This is a genomic window from Bradyrhizobium sp. BWC-3-1, from assembly GCF_032917965.1.
Lineage (GTDB): Bacteria > Pseudomonadota > Alphaproteobacteria > Rhizobiales > Xanthobacteraceae > Bradyrhizobium > Bradyrhizobium canariense_D.
Map to the genome: position 1 here is coordinate 3674623 of NZ_CP136625.1, position 20702 is coordinate 3695324.

21 protein-coding genes are annotated in these 20702 nt (G+C 61.2%); 3 read left to right on the forward strand and 18 right to left on the reverse strand.

The window, feature by feature from the left end; genetic code table 11:
- Positions 1 to 58 precede the first annotated feature (58 nt).
- A complete protein-coding gene (locus RX329_RS17630) occupies positions 59 to 811 on the reverse strand; it encodes a PRC-barrel domain-containing protein (protein ID WP_085384157.1) in 753 nt (250 codons plus the stop codon).
- Positions 812 to 885: 74 nt separating this feature from the next.
- Positions 886 to 1269 carry a BA14K family protein gene (locus RX329_RS17635; protein WP_085384158.1) on the reverse strand — a complete coding sequence of 128 codons (384 nt, stop codon included), beginning with the start codon at positions 1267 to 1269 and terminating at the stop codon, positions 886 to 888.
- 264 nt (positions 1270 to 1533) lie between these two features.
- On the opposite strand from RX329_RS17635, the gene RX329_RS17640 reads away from it, so the two are divergent.
- On the forward strand, positions 1534 to 1911 hold the full coding sequence (locus RX329_RS17640; protein WP_143273848.1) for a response regulator: 378 nt from the start codon (positions 1534 to 1536) through the stop codon (positions 1909 to 1911).
- Between the two features lie 38 nt (positions 1912 to 1949).
- Here the strand turns inward: RX329_RS17640 and RX329_RS17645 are convergent, their stop codons facing one another.
- Positions 1950 to 2327, reverse strand: coding sequence for a hypothetical protein (locus tag RX329_RS17645; protein ID WP_143273849.1), 378 nt, complete (start codon positions 2325 to 2327; stop codon positions 1950 to 1952).
- 290 nt (positions 2328 to 2617) lie between these two features.
- Here RX329_RS17645 and RX329_RS17650 point away from each other — a divergent pair, with 290 nt between their 5' ends.
- Positions 2618 to 2791, forward strand: a complete 174-nt coding sequence (locus RX329_RS17650) for a DUF1328 domain-containing protein (protein ID WP_007607434.1) — start codon at positions 2618 to 2620, stop codon at positions 2789 to 2791.
- A gap of 110 nt (positions 2792 to 2901) precedes the next feature.
- Here the strand turns inward: RX329_RS17650 and cax are convergent, their stop codons facing one another.
- Together cax and RX329_RS17660 are read right to left on the reverse strand one after the other, a co-directional pair.
- Positions 2902 to 4017: a calcium/proton exchanger gene (gene cax / locus RX329_RS17655; RefSeq protein ID WP_244561221.1), complete on the reverse strand. Its 1116-nt coding sequence runs from the start codon at positions 4015 to 4017 to the stop codon at positions 2902 to 2904.
- Between the two features lie 382 nt (positions 4018 to 4399).
- A complete protein-coding gene (locus RX329_RS17660; protein WP_085384160.1) occupies positions 4400 to 5206 on the reverse strand; it encodes a Crp/Fnr family transcriptional regulator in 807 nt (268 codons plus the stop codon).
- A gap of 365 nt (positions 5207 to 5571) precedes the next feature.
- Here RX329_RS17660 and RX329_RS17665 point away from each other — a divergent pair, with 365 nt between their 5' ends.
- On the forward strand, positions 5572 to 6285 hold the full coding sequence (locus RX329_RS17665; protein ID WP_085384161.1) for a PRC-barrel domain-containing protein: 714 nt from the start codon (positions 5572 to 5574) through the stop codon (positions 6283 to 6285).
- 201 nt (positions 6286 to 6486) lie between these two features.
- On the opposite strand, the gene RX329_RS17670 is transcribed toward RX329_RS17665, so the two are convergent.
- Genes RX329_RS17670 through RX329_RS17730 form a run of 13 tightly spaced genes read right to left on the reverse strand, consistent with a single transcriptional unit; the run spans position 6487 to position 20482 of the window.
- Positions 6487 to 6729 carry a cytochrome C oxidase subunit IV family protein gene (locus tag RX329_RS17670; protein ID WP_317246188.1) on the reverse strand — a complete coding sequence of 81 codons (243 nt, stop codon included), beginning with the start codon at positions 6727 to 6729 and terminating at the stop codon, positions 6487 to 6489.
- Positions 6730 to 6782: 53 nt separating this feature from the next.
- Positions 6783 to 7427 (reverse strand): cytochrome c oxidase subunit 3 family protein, encoded by a 645-nt coding sequence (locus RX329_RS17675; protein ID WP_085384163.1) that lies wholly within the window; start codon positions 7425 to 7427, stop codon positions 6783 to 6785.
- Positions 7424 to 9097: a cbb3-type cytochrome c oxidase subunit I gene (locus tag RX329_RS17680; protein ID WP_085384164.1), complete on the reverse strand. Its 1674-nt coding sequence runs from the start codon at positions 9095 to 9097 to the stop codon at positions 7424 to 7426. The genes RX329_RS17675 and RX329_RS17680 overlap by 4 nt, the downstream gene beginning before the upstream one ends.
- Positions 9090 to 10031, reverse strand: coding sequence for a cytochrome c oxidase subunit II (gene coxB, locus RX329_RS17685; protein ID WP_085384165.1), 942 nt, complete (start codon positions 10029 to 10031; stop codon positions 9090 to 9092). Before coxB ends, RX329_RS17680 begins: the two co-directional genes overlap by 8 nt.
- Positions 10028 to 10801 carry an SCO family protein gene (locus RX329_RS17690; protein WP_085384166.1) on the reverse strand — a complete coding sequence of 258 codons (774 nt, stop codon included), beginning with the start codon at positions 10799 to 10801 and terminating at the stop codon, positions 10028 to 10030. Before RX329_RS17690 ends, coxB begins: the two co-directional genes overlap by 4 nt.
- A complete protein-coding gene (locus RX329_RS17695; RefSeq protein ID WP_085384167.1) occupies positions 10798 to 11202 on the reverse strand; it encodes a hypothetical protein in 405 nt (134 codons plus the stop codon). The genes RX329_RS17690 and RX329_RS17695 overlap by 4 nt, the downstream gene beginning before the upstream one ends.
- The gene (locus RX329_RS17700; protein WP_317246189.1) at positions 11192 to 12262 is read right to left on the reverse strand and encodes a hypothetical protein; all 1071 of its coding nucleotides are present in this window, start codon (positions 12260 to 12262) and stop codon (positions 11192 to 11194) included. The genes RX329_RS17695 and RX329_RS17700 overlap by 11 nt, the downstream gene beginning before the upstream one ends.
- On the reverse strand, positions 12259 to 12789 hold the full coding sequence (locus RX329_RS17705) for a cytochrome c (RefSeq protein ID WP_317246190.1): 531 nt from the start codon (positions 12787 to 12789) through the stop codon (positions 12259 to 12261). Before RX329_RS17705 ends, RX329_RS17700 begins: the two co-directional genes overlap by 4 nt.
- Complete coding sequence (locus RX329_RS17710) at positions 12786 to 13304, reverse strand: DUF3341 domain-containing protein (protein ID WP_085384170.1); 519 nt, start codon at positions 13302 to 13304, stop codon at positions 12786 to 12788. The genes RX329_RS17705 and RX329_RS17710 overlap by 4 nt, the downstream gene beginning before the upstream one ends.
- A complete protein-coding gene (gene nrfD / locus RX329_RS17715; RefSeq protein WP_085384171.1) occupies positions 13301 to 14668 on the reverse strand; it encodes an NrfD/PsrC family molybdoenzyme membrane anchor subunit in 1368 nt (455 codons plus the stop codon). Before nrfD ends, RX329_RS17710 begins: the two co-directional genes overlap by 4 nt.
- On the reverse strand, positions 14665 to 17520 hold the full coding sequence (locus RX329_RS17720) for a 4Fe-4S dicluster domain-containing protein (protein WP_085384172.1): 2856 nt from the start codon (positions 17518 to 17520) through the stop codon (positions 14665 to 14667). Before RX329_RS17720 ends, nrfD begins: the two co-directional genes overlap by 4 nt.
- Complete coding sequence (locus RX329_RS17725) at positions 17508 to 18161, reverse strand: cytochrome c3 family protein (RefSeq protein WP_085384173.1); 654 nt, start codon at positions 18159 to 18161, stop codon at positions 17508 to 17510. Before RX329_RS17725 ends, RX329_RS17720 begins: the two co-directional genes overlap by 13 nt.
- A 26-nt stretch (positions 18162 to 18187) precedes the next feature.
- Positions 18188 to 20482, reverse strand: a complete 2295-nt coding sequence (locus RX329_RS17730; RefSeq protein WP_085384213.1) for an FdhF/YdeP family oxidoreductase — start codon at positions 20480 to 20482, stop codon at positions 18188 to 18190.
- Between the last annotated feature and the right edge of the window lie 220 nt (positions 20483 to 20702).

A 20702-nucleotide genomic window follows, 5' to 3' on the forward strand; every position in this document is an offset into this window, starting at 1 on the left:
CCTGGAACCAACAGCCGGGAGGTGGAGCGGTTCCGCCCAACCGCTCCACCTCAGAAGATTACCCGTTGCTGGGGTACTTGAATTCAGGCGCCGACTTCAACTGGTCGGCCGTCGTGTCCATGGTCGCGGTCCACTTGTTGGCCGCATGATCGAACTTCAGATTGATTGCCGAAGGCCGCACTGCAACGTAGTGGTCGCCAATGCCCAGGAACCCTCCCACCGAGAGGATATAGCCGTCGATGCCGTTCTCGTTTAGCGCGACGTCCTTGATCGTGCCAATGTCCTGTTTGGCGTTGTTGTACACCTGCAGACCCATCAACTGCGAGCTCAGGCCGTCCTTCGGCGGCACCGACGTGAAGGCTCCGCCCGGGCGATCCGAGGTTGCGTTAGCGCTGTTGCTGGATGAGTTTGAATTCGAAGACGACTTCTGCGCGTTAGCGCCGACCGTTTTCACCTCGGCGAACGTATTTGGACCAACGAACATTGTCACCGGATTTCCTGATCGATCCCTGGCCTCCACCAGGAACGACTGCGGCCGTACCTTGACGTCGGTGAAACCTGCCTGTTGCAGGTCGTTGACCATCTGTTGCCGAGTGCTCGCCTGACCAGGGTCGGACTGGACCGCGTCCGCCTTGTTGCCCCCCTTGTTTGCCACGCTGTTTTCAGCGCGTTGGTCAGCCGACTGATTGCGGCTCGAGTTCTGCACGGCGCTATGGTCCACGGGACCGGTAGCTTGCGGAGCGCTTTGCGCCATCGCAAGCGATGATGCGCCGACAAGAGCTGCCGCCGCCAAGAATGAGGTCGCTTTCATGTATGGATCTCCTTGCTCGAGTTCAAAAGTTGATGGCGTTCGTAACGGCCCGCGCCGGCAGAACGCCGTCTTGCTCAGGGACATGGATGCCGTATGCCGTCGTATCCCATGTAAGTCCCGGAGGTCGGGTCGTACGACTTGTATCGCTGGGAGCAGTAGGCGTTGTTCTCGGCAGCTTGCGCCCGGCTGTTGGCGACGGCGCTTCCAATCGCCGCACCTGCCACGAAGCCACCTAACGCTGGACCCCAGCCGCGGCTATATCGGTGCCGGTATCCGTCACGCCAGTGATGACGATGCCAACCATGGTGGGGGCCATGCCTCCATTGAACTTCCACCAGGCTTGCGTGGTTCTTGGCCATCCCGCTCGCGGCCAACATAGGTGCGGCTTGCGCAGTAGTCCCGACCGGAATCGCGAGCGCCAATACGGCGACGGCAACGTACCATCTGTTTGCTTTCATAAACTCATCTCCGCGGTTTTCATTACCTGAAGAAAATGCGCGAGCTGCGGTGCCGTTGCAGAGACAGTTGGTACGTATGTGTACCCGGCCGGGAGCACCTGCTTCCTGCAGCAGCGGCAAGGCTCCGGTCGAAGCACCACTGGCCCCGTGCGGCAGCGGACCAACTTATGCGGTCTGCAATCCGGCTCCGGGTTGATCACCGCGGCATCATCCATACGATAAGCAAGACTCGCGGGGCTTGCCGCCAAGGTCATTGGAGTCCCAATGCGAATAGCCATAATCGAAGACGAATACTTCATCGCCGACGATCTCGCGGTCGAGATCCGACGCAGCGGTCATCAACCAATTGGCCCGTTTGCAGAACTAAGCCCTGCTTTCCATGCAGCGGCTAACGCAGCTATCGATGCGGCGCTTCTTGACGTCGACCTGCACGGGCAGGCCTCGTTTGGATTCGCCGATCTCCTTTTGAACAGAAGGATCCCCTTTCTGATTTACACGGGATATAGCCGCGAAGTCATACCCAGCCGATTTGCCCGGTACGTGGTTGAAAAGCCGATTCCAATTCGTGATGTGGTTGATCGCTTGTGTCGCCATGCGCTTGTGCACGGCTCGCCGCGGGACTGGTATAGCGTAGGTCCGTAGACGCCGCGACAAGCGCCGGTATCGTTGCGGCAGCAACGCTACCGCGAGACTTGCTCCATGAGCTCAGCCGAAAATGCCTTGAGGCGCGCTCGCTTCTGATCTTCGGACAAAGCTGCGTTGTGTCGCACCAGAGGGCAGTAGAGGGTCAATACAAAATTGGTGATCTCTGCTGCCGACGCATTCGGATGAGCCATGCGTACGCTTTTGACAATGCTGTGTGTTGCACGATCGCCGCGCGCCGCAAGCATTGCGGAGAAGCTCTCCGTTTGAGCTCTTGTTTCCTTCATCGCAGCGTCGGTATCGCTCGGATGGTAAACGGGGCATTCGAGTGCGGCCGCTGGGGTAGCGTGACCGAGCACGAGTGCGGTGGCGAGGGCCAGCCAGGGAAGAAGGACGCAATCAGAACGAAAGTGCATTTGGGACTGCCTCGCTCATTGAAGCTAAGACGAAGATAAGTCGCATCCACTGATCAAAAAGACGTTGGGACCTGATGACTGTCCGGTCGTGAACCAACATTCCAATTCGCTTGGCGTCTGGCGCAGCGCGTACGCAGCCGCACCGACCACTGCCGGGCATAAAGGTTCTTATCGGAACGCCGAATGCCCAGAGCGATTGTCGCCGAGAGTCCGAGAGCACCTTCGAAGGTGGCAATTCCGAGTCGAACTTGTGCATACCTCAACTGTAACGAAGGCCGTAGGAGCTTGGCATGCTGAAGTGGGCGTTGATCTTCTTTGTGATATCGATCGTAGCCGGATTGCTCGGGTTCAGCGGAATCGCCGCTGGTGCATCCACCATCGCCAAGTGGCTATTTTTCGCAGCCGTTGCGATTTTTCTGGTGTTCGTGCTCCTCGCCTTCTTTGCGGGGGAGGTGATTCTTTAGCGCTGATCAACGGGCGCTCAGCACGTCCGGCCGTGGCTCTGATCGGTCAACACGCAACTACTTTGGAGCTAGAACGGTTGCCGATGTTGAGCCCATCTCGGCGTTCCACTTCAAGAAAAGTAATATGCAAGGGCCAAGACGACGTAAACTCCAATCAGCAGTACGCCCTCGAACCAGGTGGTCTCGGCGTCTCTGGTGATGGCATTCACGATGAACGCAGTGCCGGCGATAGAAAAGAGGTCGACGGGGTTTTGGAATACAAGGGTCATCGGCTTCCCGATCACCCAGGAGAAAATGACGAGAAGCGGAGCAACCACCAGCGCAATCTGAATGGCGGATCCAATGCAGAGCGTCATCACAAGGCCCATCCTGTCGCGCCGGGCGAACCAAACGGCTGCAAAAATGTCCGAGCTGGTGCCCACAAGAGCGAGCACGACGACGCCAAGAAAGAGTGGTGTCACACCCGTTGATTTGGCCGCTTCAGTCAGGGCGCCGGAAACAAATTCGCTCTGCAGGGCCGCCCCGCCGGTGCACGCCAGTAACACGATCAAGCATGTGGTTGCCGACCACTCCGGTTTAGCCGAAGCTTCCTCATTGGTCGCGAAGACATTCCGGTGGGTGATGAGGGTGAAGACAAGATTTCCGGAGTAGAGAATTAGCAGCACTACGGACACAGCCAGGCTAAGCAGCTCGTCGGAGGCACTAACGTTATTGACATGACGGATGCTGCGACCCGTGTAGTCGAACACTGCGGGTAGAATGAGAGCGATCACCGACAGAACGAGCATGCTCGACAACAACCCAGCGCGCGCTTGGGTGAAGCTTTGGCGCTCGCGATTAAACCCGCCGGCGACGATGGCTAGACCCAGCCCCAGCAAGCAGGTCGCCGCTATTGACCCGGTGATCTGGGCGTGGACCACCTCGACATGGCCGCGCGCGAGAACAAACAGTGCAAGAATGAGCTCGGCCAAGCTTCCGAGACTGACGGTCAGGAGACCGCCTACAGCGGGCCCGGTGTGGGAGGAGAGCTGGTCAGTTGCTACGCGAATCCATTCGGCGAGTACAGCTATTGCGAAAACACCGGATCCGAATATCCAGATCGGAGACAGGTGAAAGACATACTCCCCCATTGGGGTGAGCAGAACGAACAACAGCGGCGCAACGCGCGCGAAGGTACCGTACTGCCCAAGGATAGTCGTTGCACTGGAGACGTTGGAATTCGGCAAGCTGGCGACTGGCTCCTGGCTATCCCGCAAGGCTCGCTACGGATTCGGCGGGCGCAGATCGGGCAACACCCGGCGCCGGCTGAGCGTGGCTTCTGCAGGCAGAGCTCCTCGTCATTCCCGGGTAGCGTGCGATGACTAACGAGGAAAGACACGCAGCGTTCGCTGCGCCGGTCTGAATTCGGTACGCAACCGGACAAGGCGAGCACATTTTCGGCGCGCGGGCCCCTCAGCCTTTTAAGCCAAGGAACTCTGTACACATGGCGTAGCTATGACGCAGCTGAGTATGCACGACGACGGGGTACGGCATATACCACCAACGTCGGCCAGCAGCACACGCCCGGCGCATAGGCCAGTGATCGCGTAAGCAAGCTCGTCGCCGTTTTCAATCACTCCGCCGAGTGTTGGTTGCGTTGAGAGAAATCTCATGTGCAGATAAAATCACGCGATAGCAATTGCAGGACAATTGCTCGAGTTGCGACTGATCCAGAATCTCGACCTGAGCGCGGCCTCGCTTGATGATGCCTCGCGCTTCCATTTCGCCCATTGTCGAGGTGATACCTGCGCGCCGAACTCCAAGGGCCTGTGCCATGCACCGATGCGTGAGCGGGATTTCGCGGGAGAATAATTTATCCTCTGCAACGAGCAGCCACCGAGCCAATCGTTGTTGCAGGCTGTGACGCGAGTTACATGCAGCCAGCTGCGAGCTTTGGATCAGAATGGCCTGTACGTAGCGCAGCAACAGCTTTTGGATCTCGACATCCCCTCTCACCAGCTCGATCAAAGCATCGGCCTCGATGCGCAAGGCTCTCCCGGGAACCTGAACCATGCAACGGTGAGGGGAAACGCGCATGCCAAGGATCAGGGGGATGCCGATGAAATCCTTCGCTCCAACAGTCTGTATCTCGACGGGGAGGCAGTCTCCGGCCCTGGCGGTCAGCGAGGCCGCGCCATGTTCCAGAAAATAGGCATGCTGCAATGGTAGATTGCGCTCCTGGAGCATTTGTCTCGGTCTCAGTGTTACCTCGTCGCAGAGCTCGACCAGCCGGCGCCGTGATGAGTGGGGAAGGCGACGGACCAGGTCGTTATTTGCGTGGTGCGCGTGCGGCGTCTGATCGCGCTCTCGTGACCGTTGGAGAGATGGCGTCGGACTGTGCGTCGGCACGACGTTTTCGAGTTCGTTGCTCAACATTTCGCGTCTCCTTGGAACGGCTATTCACCAACATGTGGGGCGGGCGCGGGCCCCCTCACAGTCGGGCTGAAGGTGAAGGCTCGTCGGGAGAAACCTGACCTGGTCCTCAAGGCCTGGATCGTGAGCTTGCCTCTGGTGCGAGCAACGAATGAAGTTCGTCGGCCGAGGCATTTAATAGCATTGCCTGGATGTGCACGCGTGGATCTGCGGTGCGTTTCCCAATGGCCGGGTGCCCGATTGGTCGCTGCAGTTTCTCCTTGGCACGGCAGCGGACCGATTGCTTGACGGCCGGCCAGAACTTCGCGCATCGGAAACGATTATACGATCAATGGTAATGTTGGCATGACGGATCGCAGGAGCACTGAATGGGCGTAAGGAGCAGGATCACCCTCGCAATTGTCGTAGCTACGATCTCGACCTCCGTTCTATCGGGTCCCGCATGGGCAGAGACGGCGACGCAGGCTGCGACGGAACAGTCAGCGCAGTCCCAGCAATTCGCCAACACGGTCTACAATGGATACCGAGCCTCGCGACTGCTTGGGAGCGCGGTTTTCTCTCTGAAAGGTGAGTATTTGGGAGCCGTCCGGAACGTGATCTTGGCCGACGACGGGCAGATTGCTTCTGTGCTCGTCGAAGGCTTCAGAACGAAGGATGAGCCGGAGTTCATCTCCCGAATTCCCTTCGATCGGGTGCTGCGCCCGCTTCACGAAGGAGCTATCGTGGCCGACTTTTCCGATTTGAGGTCGCGAGAATACGGCCTCTTCGTTGACCCCGATCAGGCGCAAACAGAGCCGCACGAATTCTCGGTTTCGAAGGTCATTGGAGACTATGCGCGCCTGCAGGCAGGCCAAGGGTATGGCTATGTCTCCGATCTCGTTTTCGACAGCGGGGGAAAGCTCGCGGCCGTTGTGATATCCCGCGAGGCGTCCGCTGGCGGAGGGACCTATGCCTTCCCGTATCCGGGCCAAACGGGGCGATGGAGCCCGAAGCTAAGCTATTATGGTCTGCCTTACGTCACAGCAGAGCAAGCAAACAAAGCCGGACTGCGGCTCGACATGAAGGAGTTTCAGAACTCGTGAGCCACCAACGTCCGCCCAATGGTTCCCGGCGGTGTGTCTCGTCGGAGCGGCGCGTGGCTTCACAAGTGAACTGATGCAGTCACGTCTTTGAGCGCAGCGAAAGTTCTCCTCTCCCAAGCTTGCGTTCGAACGTGGCTGCATCAGACTGCTTTAATGCATGCGGGGTGGCAAAAGGTACCAAAAGGTGGGTGCTCCCGCGCGTCAGATTCGTGCGAGAACATCAGCGAAGGTCAATGCGAACATCGCGATCACGAAAACAAGCCCCGAGATCGCCGCGATCCGGACCAGCGGCTTCGCTGAGGCGAGCTCCATGAAGAGCAAGACGACGAGGGTCGATTTCACCCCCGCAATGATGATGCCGCTGGCTGTTGTCATTCGGCCCATGGGAACATAGGCGGCGACGAGGCTGAGCATGAGGAGTGCGAGGAGCGCTGCCCAGATCAAGAGGTTCCTCGCCCATAGGTGGCGCACAACACCACCTGATTCACCTTGCCTGTTCATGATGCACGCCCCGGCAAATAGATCAGCGGATAGAGGAAGATCCATACGATATCGACCAGATGCCAGTAGAGGGCTGTGACCTCGATCTCGGGATTGTCTTTGGCCGGAAGTTGGCGCCGGAGCAGTACCCAGAGCAGGCGGCTCACGAGAGCAATCCCGATGGAAAGGTGGATCGCGTGGACGCCCGTGACCAGCCAATAAAATCCGTAAAACAACTGCGCTCCGGGCTGAGACAATGCAAACCCGGCCCCCGGCACCAGCTGCTTGTCAATGTCTTCCTTGTACTCGAAGCCCTTGATGACGATGAACGCGAGGCCGAGCATCGCCGTGAGCATCAGGCACGCGAGGACGAGGCGTCGCAGCTGTGCAGACGCTTCGGACGCTTGCGAAGCTATCGCCATGGTGAGGCTGCTGGTCAACAGCACGGCGGTATTGATCGTGCCGTACCAGATATTTGTCTCCCTCCCGGCTGCAGCGAACGCCTGCGGATGCTCGATCCGACAAACCGTGTAAGTCAGCATCAGCGCCCCAAAGAACAGCGTCTCGCTGGACAGGAAGACCCATATGCCGAACTTGCCTGCCTCGCGCTGCCGGCCGAAATCCGACCAGGGTTCTCTCAGCAGTGCGCTTTCGTCGCTCATCGCGTTTCTCTTGCGTTTTGCATTTCGGGGGGATCGGTTCCAGCCGACATGCCTTCGGCGTGGTAGTCATACGGCCCGCGATCTACGCGGGGCTGCCTGTCAAAATTCTTCGGGGGAGGCGGAGAACCTGTGGCCCACTCCAGGCCTGTCGCACCCCAAGGATTCTTCGCGGCCTTTCCGCCGTAGAACAGGGACCAGGTGAGATATCCCAGAGGCAACAAGTAGGCCATGGCGAGGACCGCTGCTCCGGCAGACGACATGACATTGTAGATCTGAAACTCCGCCGGATAGGTATGATAGCGGCGTGGCATGCCGAGGTACCCGGCAAAGAATTGCGGCAGGAATGTCATGTTGAAGCCGGCATACATGAGGATGGCCGCGAACTTCGCCCAGCTCTCCGGATAGAGCTTGCCCGTGACCTTGGGCCACCAGAAGTGGAGCCCGGCAAAAAAGGCGGACACCGAGCCGCCCACCATGATGTAGTGGAAGTGCGCGACGACGAAGTAGGTGTCGGTGACATGGATGTCCACCGGAATTGAGGCGAGGAACAGCCCGGAGAGCCCGCCCGTCGTAAACAGACCAACGAAGCCAAGCGCATACAGCATCGGCGATTCGAAGCTGATCTGACCGCGATACAGCGAAGCGGTCCAGTTGAAAACCTTGATTGCCGACGGCACGGCGATGATGAAGGACAGGAAGGAGAACACGAGGCTGGCCAGGGCTGACTGTCCGGAGACGAACATGTGGTGGCCCCAGACGAAGAACCCGACGCCCGCAATCGCAAGCATGGCATAGACCATGAAGTCGTATCCGAAAATTCGCCGCCTCGCGAAGCATGGGATTATTTCTGACACGACGCCCATCGCCGGCAGGACCATGATGTAAACCGCCGGATGCGAGTAGAACCAGAACAGGTGCTGGAACAGGATCGGATCGCCGCCGCGAGCCGGATCGAAGATCGGCAAGCCCAGCACGCGCTCCGCGATCACGAGCAGGAGCGAGATGGCGAGCACCGGGGTGGCAAGCACCATGATCAGCGACGTCGCGTAGATCGCCCAGACGAACAGCGGCAGCCGGAACCAGGTCATGCCGGGAGCACGAAGCATGTGGGTGGTCGCGATGAAGTTCACTCCCGTGGCGATGCTGGCAAAGCCGACAACGAACACGCCCGCGGCCGCCGCGAAGACGTGGGTGTTGGAGAACATCGACGAATAAGGCGTATAGAACGTCCAGCCGGTGTCGACGCCTCCGGCAACGAGGGCATAAACGGTGAAAGCGCCGGCAGCGACGGTCAAATACCAGCTGAAAAGATTGAGACGCGGAAACGCGACATCGGGCGCGCCGATCATCAGCGGCAGCAGGAAATTGCCGAACGTATTCGGGATCGACGGCACCAGGAAGAACCAGACCATGATGATACCGTGGAACGAGAACAGCTTGTTGTAAGTGTCCGACGTCAACAGCCATCCGTTCGGCTGGAACAGCTCGAGCCGAACGGCGGTGATTGCGGCTCCTCCCATGAAAAAGAAGAACGTAATGGTGATCGCGTAGAGGATTGCAATGCGCTTGTGGTCGGTCGTGGCGAGCCAGGACGAGATCGTCGAGCCGTGGCGCAGATAATCGGGGCGCGGCGGCAGCGGCAGCTCTCCGGCGAGCAGGGCGTCAGTCATTTTGCTGCTCCTCCCCGAGCGAGCGGATATAGGCGGTCAGGCTCTGGATCTCTCCGTCGTCGAGCAACCCTTTGAAGCTCGGCATGATCGGCTCGAAGCCGGCCACGATGTCGCGCTTCGGCTGCAGGATCGAATCGCGGATGTAGGCATCGTCCGCGGAAACGGTGCGTCCATCCGCCAGCTGCACGGCGCGGCCGTAAAGACCCGCCAGGCGCGGCGCGTGGACGTTCGAGGAGCCGGCATGGCAGCCCGAGCATCCCCGCGATACGAACAGCCTGGCGCCCTCATGAGCAAGGTCGTCGCCCTCCGGCTGCTGCACCAGCCATTTGGCATAGTCATCCTGCCGCATGACCACGATCTTGCCGCGCATCATGGAATGGTTGGTGCCGCAATATTCAGCGCAGAGCAGTGGAAAGGTGCCGGTTTTGCTGGCCTGGAACCAGAGATCGGTGTCCCGTCCGGGCAGCACGTCCTTCTTGACCCGGAACGCGGGGACGAAGAAGGAATGGATCACGTCCTGCGAGCTCATCAGGAGATGGACTGGTTTATCCAGCGGCACGTGCAGGGCATTGATCTCACGCGCGCCGTTTGAATGCTGCGTCTTCCACATCCACTGCTTGGCGACGACGTGAATTTCCAGCGCGCCCGATGGCGCGGCAAGGCTGCTGAGGTCTGCAGACGATGCCCACCAGAACAGGAAGGCAAAGGTCAGCAACGTCGCGACCGTCCAACCGATTTCGAACTCGCGGCTGAGAATCTCAGGCATCGGGCCGCGCTTGGCAGCTGATCCGCGGCGGTATCGGACAGCAAACAGCAGGATGAGGCCGAACACGAGGACCACGGTCGCACCGGACAGGACGAGCAACAGATAGAAGATGTGGTCCACCGTGACGGCGTGCGTGCTCGCTTCCGGCAGCCTGAACAGCGAGTTCATGCCGACGCTCCGCGACCTCTGCTGCGGACCAGCATCAGTCCGATGAAGGCGGCCATGATGGCAACCGTGGAGGCCCCGACAATCTGCAGAATGACGGTGATCCTGCGGGTGTAGATGCCGTGCACCGCGTCAAATCCGTAGCAGAGCAGCGCGACGCGGCCGGAAAGTCCGCCGATCCGACCGTCACCGGCTTCCAACAGAGCGAGGCGAATATCTACGGGCTGCAGCGCGAGGCTGGACAGCGCGCGGACGACCCGTCCGTCGGGCGCGAGCGTGACGAAGGCTGCCGGATGCGCAATCGCATCATGCTTGTCGTCGGTTTCGGTATGGTATCCGATTGCACCGAGCAGCGCGGCAACAGTCTCCTGCGATCCTGTCAGGACCGATGTTCCCGTGCCCCCGATCTGGCCTTGGGTAAAGCGGCGGGCGTCGTCAATGGTGTCGCGCGGATCGATGCCGACAACGACGAGGCTGTAGTCGCGTCCTGCGATAAACCCGGTCTGCTGCAGCGCCGAGCTTGCGATCGTCAGCGCCGGCCCGCAAATCTGCTTGCAGGTGAAGTCCGCTGGAAGGAGCAGGGTCGGACGTCCGTCGATCGCATCGCGAAGGGTGACGATGTAACCGCCGACGGCCCTAAACTGCAGGGATAACGGAACGCGGGCGCCCTGAGGAGGATCGAACCCGATGCGCCCGATCTGCTCCTCCGTCAAACCGGCATGCGCGAGCCCCGGCCAGAGCGCAAGGGCCATGATGAAGATGGACCGCCTCATGGATTGCCTCCACTCGCACCTGGCGGAGGGGCGGGTGCGGGTCGAAGGGCGTCGTAGGTGTGCTGACCCCGTCCTGCGACCAGCTGCATCGCCTGATCGATCGGGATGCGGGCGATGTTGTGGTCGCGATCGACCCAGGCATAAGTGGTGAGCCTCGCGCGCTGGGCGGCCTCGAACCGGGTCAGGTCCTCCTCCGGCAAGGTCTGGAGCTCGGGCGAGGGAAACCGGTGTTCTGCGCGGGGCGTGAATGCGCCCGGCGCCTCGCTATGCAGGAACAGCAGAATTCCCCCAATCGCGGCGCCGGCGAAGAGCAAGAAGCCGCCGACGATGGCGAGAACGGCGCCGTTGTGAATGTCGGCTGGTTGTGGCAGCGCGCGGCTGCCCATCTCCTCATTCGGCATGGCACACCTCCGCGGATGCGATGCCCTGCCCAAAGAGGACCGAAGCAACCATCAAGGTGAGGAGTGCGCCGAGAGCTGTGAGCGCAACAGGAGCTTGCGGCGAAAATGCCGGCACCAGCAGCCAGGCGAAGTGCGTGACGGTGCCGAAGCACAGCAAGAGGCCGACGACGCGCAAGCCTGCAGGGCTGCGGCGCACGTCCTCCAACAGCAACATCGCAAGCGGAAGCACGGCTCCGGTGACGAATGCCACGAGCAGAATGTTCGTCCATACGTCCGTGCTGCGCTTCAGGAACCACTCGGCCTTGTGAGGTAGATCGCCATACCAGGCCACCACATATGTCATGTATTCGAGGTAGACGACGCCCAGCAGCGTTGCGATCAAAAGGCTGCCGATATCGCTCAGCGCTTTGCCATCGACGTTCGACGTTGCAAGCACGGCGACAACGGCCAGCGCGGCGAGCAGCTGCTGTATTGCAATCATGGAGGCGAAGGCGGTGGAAACGTAATGGGGTTCGACGGAGAGGAACCAATCGACCGCAACCATGCTGATGGTAAGCCCGAAGAACGCAAGTCCGAGCGCGGCCAGTAGCCGTCCACCTAGTCCAAGACCGAAAGTCACTCCGAGCACGGACCATCCGATCAATGCGATCACGGCACGCAGGACAAACCACGGCTGGCCGAGATACCAGCGCGCAATGTCGGGCTTGATCTGGCTGGCATCCGCGGCCCAGGGGTAGATGTCAGTCAGTCCGGCGAGAACGGGGATGAAGGTGATGGCGACGATGGGCACCATGACCGCGAGGGGTCGCAGCACCGGTCCGGCCGCAAAGCCCCAGCGGCCGCCGGTCAAGCGATGAATCAGCAGCAGCGTCATGCTGCCGATGGGGGCGCAGCTCCAGATCGCAAATCCCAAGAGCCAGCCCTGGAGCAGGCTCGGATAGGGGCCGAGTCTCCCAGCCGCGAGCACGAGGCCAGAAGCGAGCAAGATCACCACGAGGGCCGCTGCAATTCGCGGCGTCCAAATTGCTCTGAGGGCAGGGCGGCGGAGCACGGCGGTCACGGCAGCTTGCTCCTCAGCTCCGGGACGTCGGCGACGTCGGCGTGTTGCGACTGCTGCAGCGCGCGGATATAGGCGATGATGGCCCAGCGATCGCGCGGCTCGACGCGCGCGGCGTAGGAATACATCGCGCCGTAGCCATGAGTGATCACGTCGAAGAAGTGTTGAGCATCGGCCGAGCGGAGGCGCGCGGAATGGTAGGACGCGGGTGCGGGAAAGCCACGCTGCACGATCATGCCATCGCCGTGGCCGGAGAACCCGTGACACGGGGAGCAATAGATGTCGTAGCGCTCGCGGCCGCGAGCCAGCAGCGCCATGTCAACCGCGGGCGGCTTGGTGATCTGCTGCAGACGGTCGAGATCACCCTGTGCAACGACCCCTGGCGGTAAGGCCTGGGCTTCGGTGCCATCCTTGAACAGCCCAGCCTTCGAGAACGTCCCGTAGCGATTTTGCTGAGACATGGAATGATCGCCACAGCCGGCGAGCACCGATGACAACAACAACAGCCATGGCAGCGCGCGGGCGGTCATGGCGTGCTCAGCTCCGTGACCGAGACGGCGCCAGCGTCGCGGAGGACTGTCCTCAGCTCGTTCGGGTCGCCGTCAGAAGCGGCCAGCAGGAAGTAGCGATCCTGCGTTGCGCGTTCGAAGCCCGGAATCTCGAACATTGCATCGTGGAGACGAGGCAGGCGGCACGACCAAAGAAAGGTGATGACGCCGGCGAGCGCCGCCGCGAGGACACCGACCTCAAACGGCACCAGCAGGAACACCTGCCAGGAGTTCAGTGGCCGGCCGCCGCTGTTGATGGGATAGTCGATCACGGCGCTGTACCATTGCAGCGCGAAGGCGAATGCTGCAGCTCCGAGGCCGCCGGCGAGCATCGCACCGCGAATTGCGGATCGGCCCTGCCCAAGCTGTTCGGCGAGCCCCTCGATCGGATACGGCGCGAATGCTTCCAGTGCGGCGTGTCCCGCCGTACGCACGCGCTGCAGGGCCGCCTTCAGCGCTTCACCGTCCAGGAATTCCGCCACAAGCTTGGCCGTCATGCCGCGGCCTCCTGATGGGCGAGCTCGCGCACGTCGAACATTGATATGCTTGGGACGAGCCTCATGAAGATCAGGAACAGAAAGGCGAAAAGGCCGAGCGGCGCGACAAGAAAGCTCCAGTCCCAGAACGTGAAGTGAAACGTCCGCCACAGGGATGGCATGTAACCGTGCGAAAGCGTGTTCCAGACGATGAGGATGCGCTCGAGCCACATGCCTATGTTGATCGCGATAGCAACAGGAATCAGAATGAAGAGCGACCGTCGGGCGAAGGGCCACCATAGCAACTGCGGGATGAGGCAGTTGCAGGCCAGCAAGGCCCAGTACAGCGGCGCGTAGGTGCCAGTGAACTCGAAGCGAACCACCTCACGGTCGGCATGCTCACCGCCGTACCAGCCCATGAACCACTCCGTCGCATAAGAATAGAACATGACGATGGAGGCCATCAGCAGGATGCGGGCCATCACCTCGAAGTGGCGGCGGGTGATAATAGCCTGAAGGCTGAGGCCCCAGCGGATCGCCGCCGCCAGCACCACGACCATCGCGAATCCGGAGTACATTGCGCCGATGACGAAGTAGGGTGGGAAGATGCTCTCCTGCCAACCGGGCATCAGGCTCGCCGCGAAGTCGAGACCGACGATCGAGTGCACCGAGCAGACCAAAGGCACGCCGAGGGCGGCCATCGTGGTATGCAGTGTCTGCAACCGCGACCACTCGCGCGACGACCCGCGCCATCCCAGCGCAAATGCGCCGTAGAGCAGTTGGCCGGCACGGCGGGGCGTGCGGTCGCGCATGGTCGCAAGGTCGGGGATCAGGCTGACATACCAGAACAGAATGGAGAACAGCAGGTAGCTGACGATGGCCCAGAAGTCCCACACCAGGGCACTGCGCCATTGCGGCCAAAGCGCCATGGTGTTCGGATATGGCGCGAGCCAATAGGCGTAGATTGGTCGACCAAGGTGAACGATGGGCATCAGCCCGGCGATCGCAACCGCAAACAGCGTCATCGCTTCCGCGAAGCGATTGATCGAGGCGCGCCATCTTTGCCGTGTCAGCAGCAGCATCGCCGAAATCAGCGTGCCGGCATTACCGATGCCGATCCACCAGACGTAGTTGGCGATGGCGACTCCCCAGACGACCGTGGAGTTGATGCCCCAGATGCCGATGCCCTCGTAGAACAGCCACGCGATTGCAACGAACAGCCAGAGCACGAACGGCAGGGTGATAAGCAGGGCCAGCCACCATGTTTTGCCGAACCCGGTGAAGAGCGGATCTGCCACGGCCTGGGTAACTGCGGCGTCTCCTGCCCGCGCGGCCGAGATCCAGCGGTGCGCCGGGGGATGCTGGGGAAGGAGAACTTCGCTCATGTCCGCCCCTCCGGCTCCGAAGGTGCGGGATTGCGCACATCGGCAAGATAGGTGGTGCGCGGCCGCGTGCCGAGGTGGCCGAGCAAGGCATAGTGGCGCGGGTCGGCTTTCCTGTGGTTGATCTCTGCGTCAGCCTGGTTCAGGTCTCCGAAGCTGATGGCGCGGGTCGGGCACGCGTTCTGACAGGCTGTCTGCACCTCGTGTGGACCGAGCGGCCGGTTCTCGCGTTCCGAGGCGCGACGCGCGCCGCTGATGCGCTGGACACAGTAGGTGCATTTTTCCATCACGCCGCGGGCGCGTACGGTCACCTCCGGGTTCTTCTGGCCGCGATAGGATTCCGCGCCGAGATTGCCGTATTCCTCGCCGTCGGCATAACCGAAGAAGTTGAAGCGACGAACCTTGTAAGGGCAGTTCGCCTCGCAGAAGCGGGTGCCGATGCAGCGATTATAGACCTGCGCGTTGAGGCCCTCACTGTCGTGAACGGATGCGGCGACAGGACAGACAGGCTCGCACGGGGCGTGCTCGCAATGCATGCAGGGCACGGGTTGAAAGCCGATCTGCGGACCGTTCGCCGAGCCATGATCGTAGCCATCGACGCGCATCCAGTGCATATCGCGCCCCATCGCAACCTGCTCGGGACCCACCACAGGGACGTTGTTCTCGGCTTGGCAGGAGACCACGCAGGCATTGCAGCCGATGCAGACCGAGGTATCGATCACCATCGCCCAGGCATGCCCCTCGCCGGGCTTCACGCTGGGCGGCATCAGGCTGGGTGGATCCGGGTGGACTGGCCCTGGCAGCGGCTGGCCGAGCCGATACAGCGGATAGAGTTCGCGCACGTCTTCCGGCGACCGGACGATGTTCTGAGTCGTAAGGACCGGCTCGCGGCGCCCAGTCGGCTGGATCGAGACCTGCGGAAGGTGCCATCGGTTCCTGGATGTCCGGAGTGTATAGGCGTTGGCACCGACGCCATTGCCGATCGCGCCGGCCTTCTGCCGCCCCCCGCCGAGCGTGAGCGCGCCGACGCCCATGGCCATCCCGGGTTCAGTCAGAACGGGTAGCTCGATCGATCGGCCGTTCGCGGCGACTGTGACGACGTCGCCGGACGTGAGACCGAGGCGGGTTGCCTCATCCGGATGCAGCGCGAGCGCATTGCCCCAGACCTGCTTGCTGAGCGGTTTCGGACACTCCTGGAGCCAGGCGTTATTGGCGTATGAGCCATCCCAGAGGCAAGGATCAGCACGCAGAACCAGGCTGATCTCGTCATCACGCAGATCGTGAGGTTCGACGTCCGCGAGCGCCGGCAGAAGCGGAGCAGCCGTCGAAACAGCAGTGGCGCCAGTTCCTGCAATGATCCCTTCGTGCAGCACGCGCTGCCACCATGCCTCGAAATCCGCAGCGGCCGCGCTCCGCCAGGTCTGCCGCACCAATTCGTAAGCGCCCGCGTCTTCTGCGCCGCTCAGCCAGGCGAGAAGCTCGTGCTCGCTGAAGCTCTCGTACAGCGGTTTGATCAGAGGCTGTATGATGCTGGCCGTCCCGTCGCCGGCCCGTAGATCCGACCACGTTTCGAGACGATGTCTTTGCGGGACATGCCAGTTGGCGATAGCCGCGGTTTCGTCCGCGTACTCGCCCATATGAAGGCGAAAGGCCGCTTTCTGTGCGCGGGCCCCGAAGTGCAAATCGGATGGTGCGTCATAAGCGGGATTGACGCCGATCATGACCAGCTGACGCACGCGACCGGAGTCCAGATCGCCAGCGAGCTGTTCAAGCGTTCCCGCCTGCTTGCCGGATGGCGTGCGATCAATGGGACCGACGAGCCGAGCGGGCGCATCGAGCTGGGCATTGATCCAATGCACCAATGTGTGGACTTCCCTGGACATTGCCGGGCCGGCGATGACGAGCGCCTCGCCCTTGTGGGAGTTCAAGTCGGCCGTGATCTTCCGAAGGAGCAGACGCTCGCGCTCGGCAAGTTCGGTGACGCTTGCACTCGCGCCGAGTTCCCGCGCGAGGCTCGCTGCAAACCGCTCGATCGCCTCGGGACGAAGCGCCAGACGCTCGTCCGCTTTTGCTCCCGTGAGAGTGAGTGCGCTCTCAAGACAATAGAGACGCGAAAAGGCATTCGCGTCGCCGCGGCCGGTTGCGTAACCACGGCCAATGCGTATTTGATCGGGGCCATGCCCGAGCGGATCGGCATCGAGCGCGACGATCACCCGGGCCCTTGCGAAATCGGCAATGCTGTGCACAGGCCGGCCATAGGCGAGCTGTGCACCTTGGCGCGCGTTCTCGTCATCCGTTGGATCGTACGCGTGCCACGATGCGGCCGGGAACGCCTGAAGCAGTTCGTCGATCTGGCGCAGCAAAGTCGGGGAGGTGGTGCGCCCGGTCAACAAGCGCAGGCCTTTACCCTGGCTGCTGTGAGCGTCGGAAAGTTCGGTCACCAGCGCTCCGTTCAATCCTTCGCGCGGCGCAATCGCGCCATCGTGCAGGATCGTGCGCGAGCGGTCGGGATCGTATAGCGAAAGTACGGCTGCTTCAGCGAAAACGTCGGTGGCACCCAGGCTGCCCGGATGACGCGGGTTCCCCTCCAGCTTGATCGGCCTTCCATCAATCGAAGTCACGATTACGCCGCGACCGATCCCCGCCAACGCGAGCGTCGTCGCAAATTTCAGCGGTTCGCCGGGAATGATTCGCTCCGGCATCCTGACGTAGGGCAGGATCTGCTCGTCGGGCTTGCTACAAGCCGCGAGCCCACCCGCCATGCCGGTCGCCAGCAAACTGAGCGCCTGACGGCGATTGAGCTTGCTGCGCCCGGCAGGATTTGGTCGCGTCGGCAATTCCTTCAGCGGTGGCATATCGTGCAGTCCGTCAAATGACCCGTGTTGATGTGATAGCCTGCGGCAAGCTTGGGCCCGACCTCGGCCTGGTTCTTCGGCGTCTGCCAGTTCGGATCGAAAACCGCCTCGTGAGGACGCAGGTAAGGTTCAGGAGACCGGTGGCAATCGAGACACCATTGCATTGTCAGCGGCGCGGCCTGACGCATCAGCCGCATCCGTCCGACGTCGCCATGACAGGTCGTGCATCCGACGCCTTTGGCGACATGGACGGAATGGTCGAAATAGACATAGTCGGGAAGCCGGTGGACGCGTTCCCAGGCAATCGGCTGGTTCTTGGCAAGACTCTCGCGCACCGGCGCCAGCATCTGCGCATTCGTCCATATCTGCGAATGGCAGGTCATGCAGGTCTCTGTCGGCGGGATACCGGCAAAGCGCGCCTTCTCCACCGAGGTGTGGCAATAGCGGCAGTCCAGGCCGAGACCGGAAACGTGATGCTCGTGACTGAACGGCACCGGCTGATTCCGCGTGATGTTCTGGTTGGTCACGTAAGGGGATCGCATCACCTCATAGGACAACCCAACTGCAAGCACCGGCGCTGCTCCAATTGCCGCGATCATCACCGTCGCAATCGTGTTCGCGCCGGGACGGAAAAGCTGCATTCATTGGCCCCCTTCCGCGCCATCGCTCACGCGCGGATTCGGACCGGCACTGATTTAGCGGCCGGCGTCTTCGAATAAATGTCGTGGTGCGACAGCGGGATCAGGGGATTCATTTCCGGATAGTAGGCCCCGACGCAGCCATCCGGCAGTTTGAACGGGGTCACCTTAAGAGGACCCACCTCGCGCAGGATGCCATCCTCCGCGTCGCTGACGAGGGAAACCATTTGGCCCTCCTGAAGTCCGGCGCGTGCGATTTCGTCGGGATTCATCAGCAATACGTCCCGTGTACCCTCAATGCCTCGCATCCGATCGCTGTAGCCGTAAATCGTCGTATTGAACTGGTCGTTGCTGCGCATGGTCAGCAGCCGGAAGCGGCCGGGCGCATCGGAAAAGCCGGTCGAGGTGAGGGTTTCGGGCGCTGTAAACTCTGCCTTGCCGCTCTCGGTCTTCCAAATCCGTTCGCGGGCTGAATTGCCACGATAGAACCCGCCCGGCGTGAACATCCGCGCATTGAAGTCGTGGAATTCGTCCGGATAGGTCTCGGCGATCTCGTTACGGATGAGATCGTAGTTGCCGACCCATTCATCCCATTTCAGTTTGGGATTGGGGGGCAGGGTTGCCTTGGCCAGACCTGCGACGATCGCCACCTCGGATCTCAAGTGCTCGCTGGCGGGCTTGCGCAACCCGATCGAACCCTGGATGCAGCTGAACGTATCCTCCATGGTAACCGCCTGCTGGCCGCTTGCCTGCACATCTTCTTCGGTTCGACCAAGGCACGGCAGCAGATAGGCGGCCTTGCCATGCACCAGGTGGCTGCGGTTGAGCTTGGTGGCAATCTGGACCGTCAGCTCCAGCCCGCGCCAGGCCGCTTCCATCTTCGATCGCTCCGGAATGGCGCGGACAAAATTTCCGCCGAGGCCGACGAACGCTTTGACCTTGCCGGCGAGAACGCCCTCGCATGTCTCAACGGTGTTGATGCCCTTCTCGCGCGGCGGTTCGAACCCGAACTGCTTGGCGTATTTGTCGAGCGGAACCAGTTCGGGCTTTTCCGAGATGCCCACGGTGCGCTGACCCTGGACATTCGAGTGTCCACGCACGGGCGAGATGCCGGTGCCGTCTCTCCCGATGTTTCCCTTTAGAAGCAGCATGTTGACGAGCATCGCCACGTTTTGGAAGCCGTGTACGTGCTGGGTCAGGCCCATGCCGTAGATCCCGATCACGCGATCAGCCTCGACGTAGACCTGCGCGGCGCCCTCGATAACTGAACGGCTCAGACCGGATGCGATCTCGATCTCGTCCCAGGACGTCGCCCGGACCCTGGCTTCGAACTCTTCGAAGCCATGTGTGTGCTGCCCGACGAAGGGAGCGTCGATCACACGTTTGCCCTGCTGCTTGGCCGCGTCGTCCGCCGCGAAGACGTGCTTGCAGATTCCGACAATGACCGCGATGTCGCCCCCCACCTTCACTTGATGGTACTGGCTGCTGATTTGTGTGGCCTTGCCCGTCAGCATCTCTGTCGGATTCTGCGGATTGATGAAGACTTCGAGACCCTTTTCGCGGACGGGGTTGAACGTAATGATCTGGACGCCGCGCTTGGCAGCGTCCTGTAGGGGATGAAGGAAGCGTGGACTGTTCGACCCGGTATTTTGCCCGAAGAAGAACATCGCATCGCAGTTGCTGAGGTCGTCGAAGACCACGGTCCCAACGCCCGCCCCGATCAGCTTCTTGAGAGCGACTGAGGTCGTTTCGTGGCACATGTTGGAGCTGTCTGGCAGGTTGTTGGTGCCATAAGCCCGCGCGAACAGGGCATAGAGGTAGGAGGTTTCGAGGCTTGCGCGGCCCGATGAATAGAATACGACCGATTTCGGATCGAGCGCCCTCAATTGCGATCCGATGGCATGAAATGCCTCGTCCCAGGAGCAGGGAACGTACTTATCAGTGGTACTGTCGTAACGCAGTGGATGTGTCAGGCGTCCCTGCTGCTCGAGGTCATAATCGCTCCATGACAGCAACTCGGTCACGGTATGCTCGGCAAAGAAGTCCGGCGTACAGCGGCGCGACGTCAGCTCCCAAAGGGTCGCCTTGGCGCCGTTCTCGCAGAATTCGAAGGCATGATAATCCGCAGGTTTGGCCCATGAGCAGGAAACGCACATGAAGCCTTTCGGCTTGTTCTGCCGACGAAGGGTGTTCAAGGCCGCGGGCGAATCCCACTCCTTGCTGAAGATCCGCGCTATTCCTTTCAGGGACCCCCATCCGCCAGCTGGGCCGTCGTATTCAACCGTGTCTGGAGTGTGGTCACCAGCTTCGTTGGGTCGTGCCATGATCTTGCTTCTCTTCGGGAACCGGCCAGCCTGTGCGTCGGCAACGTATGTTCCCCGCGCGGGTTCCTGAGCAGCCGCTTCTCGGCGGGACGGCGGCTTGAGCGGCAAGCGCGTGAAAAAACCCAGCACCTGCAAGACCATCGACGGACGGGCGACACACGCATTCTCCACTCAGGAAATCTGTGCGCGGTGCCGTACCAAGGGAATGGTTTTGATCGCG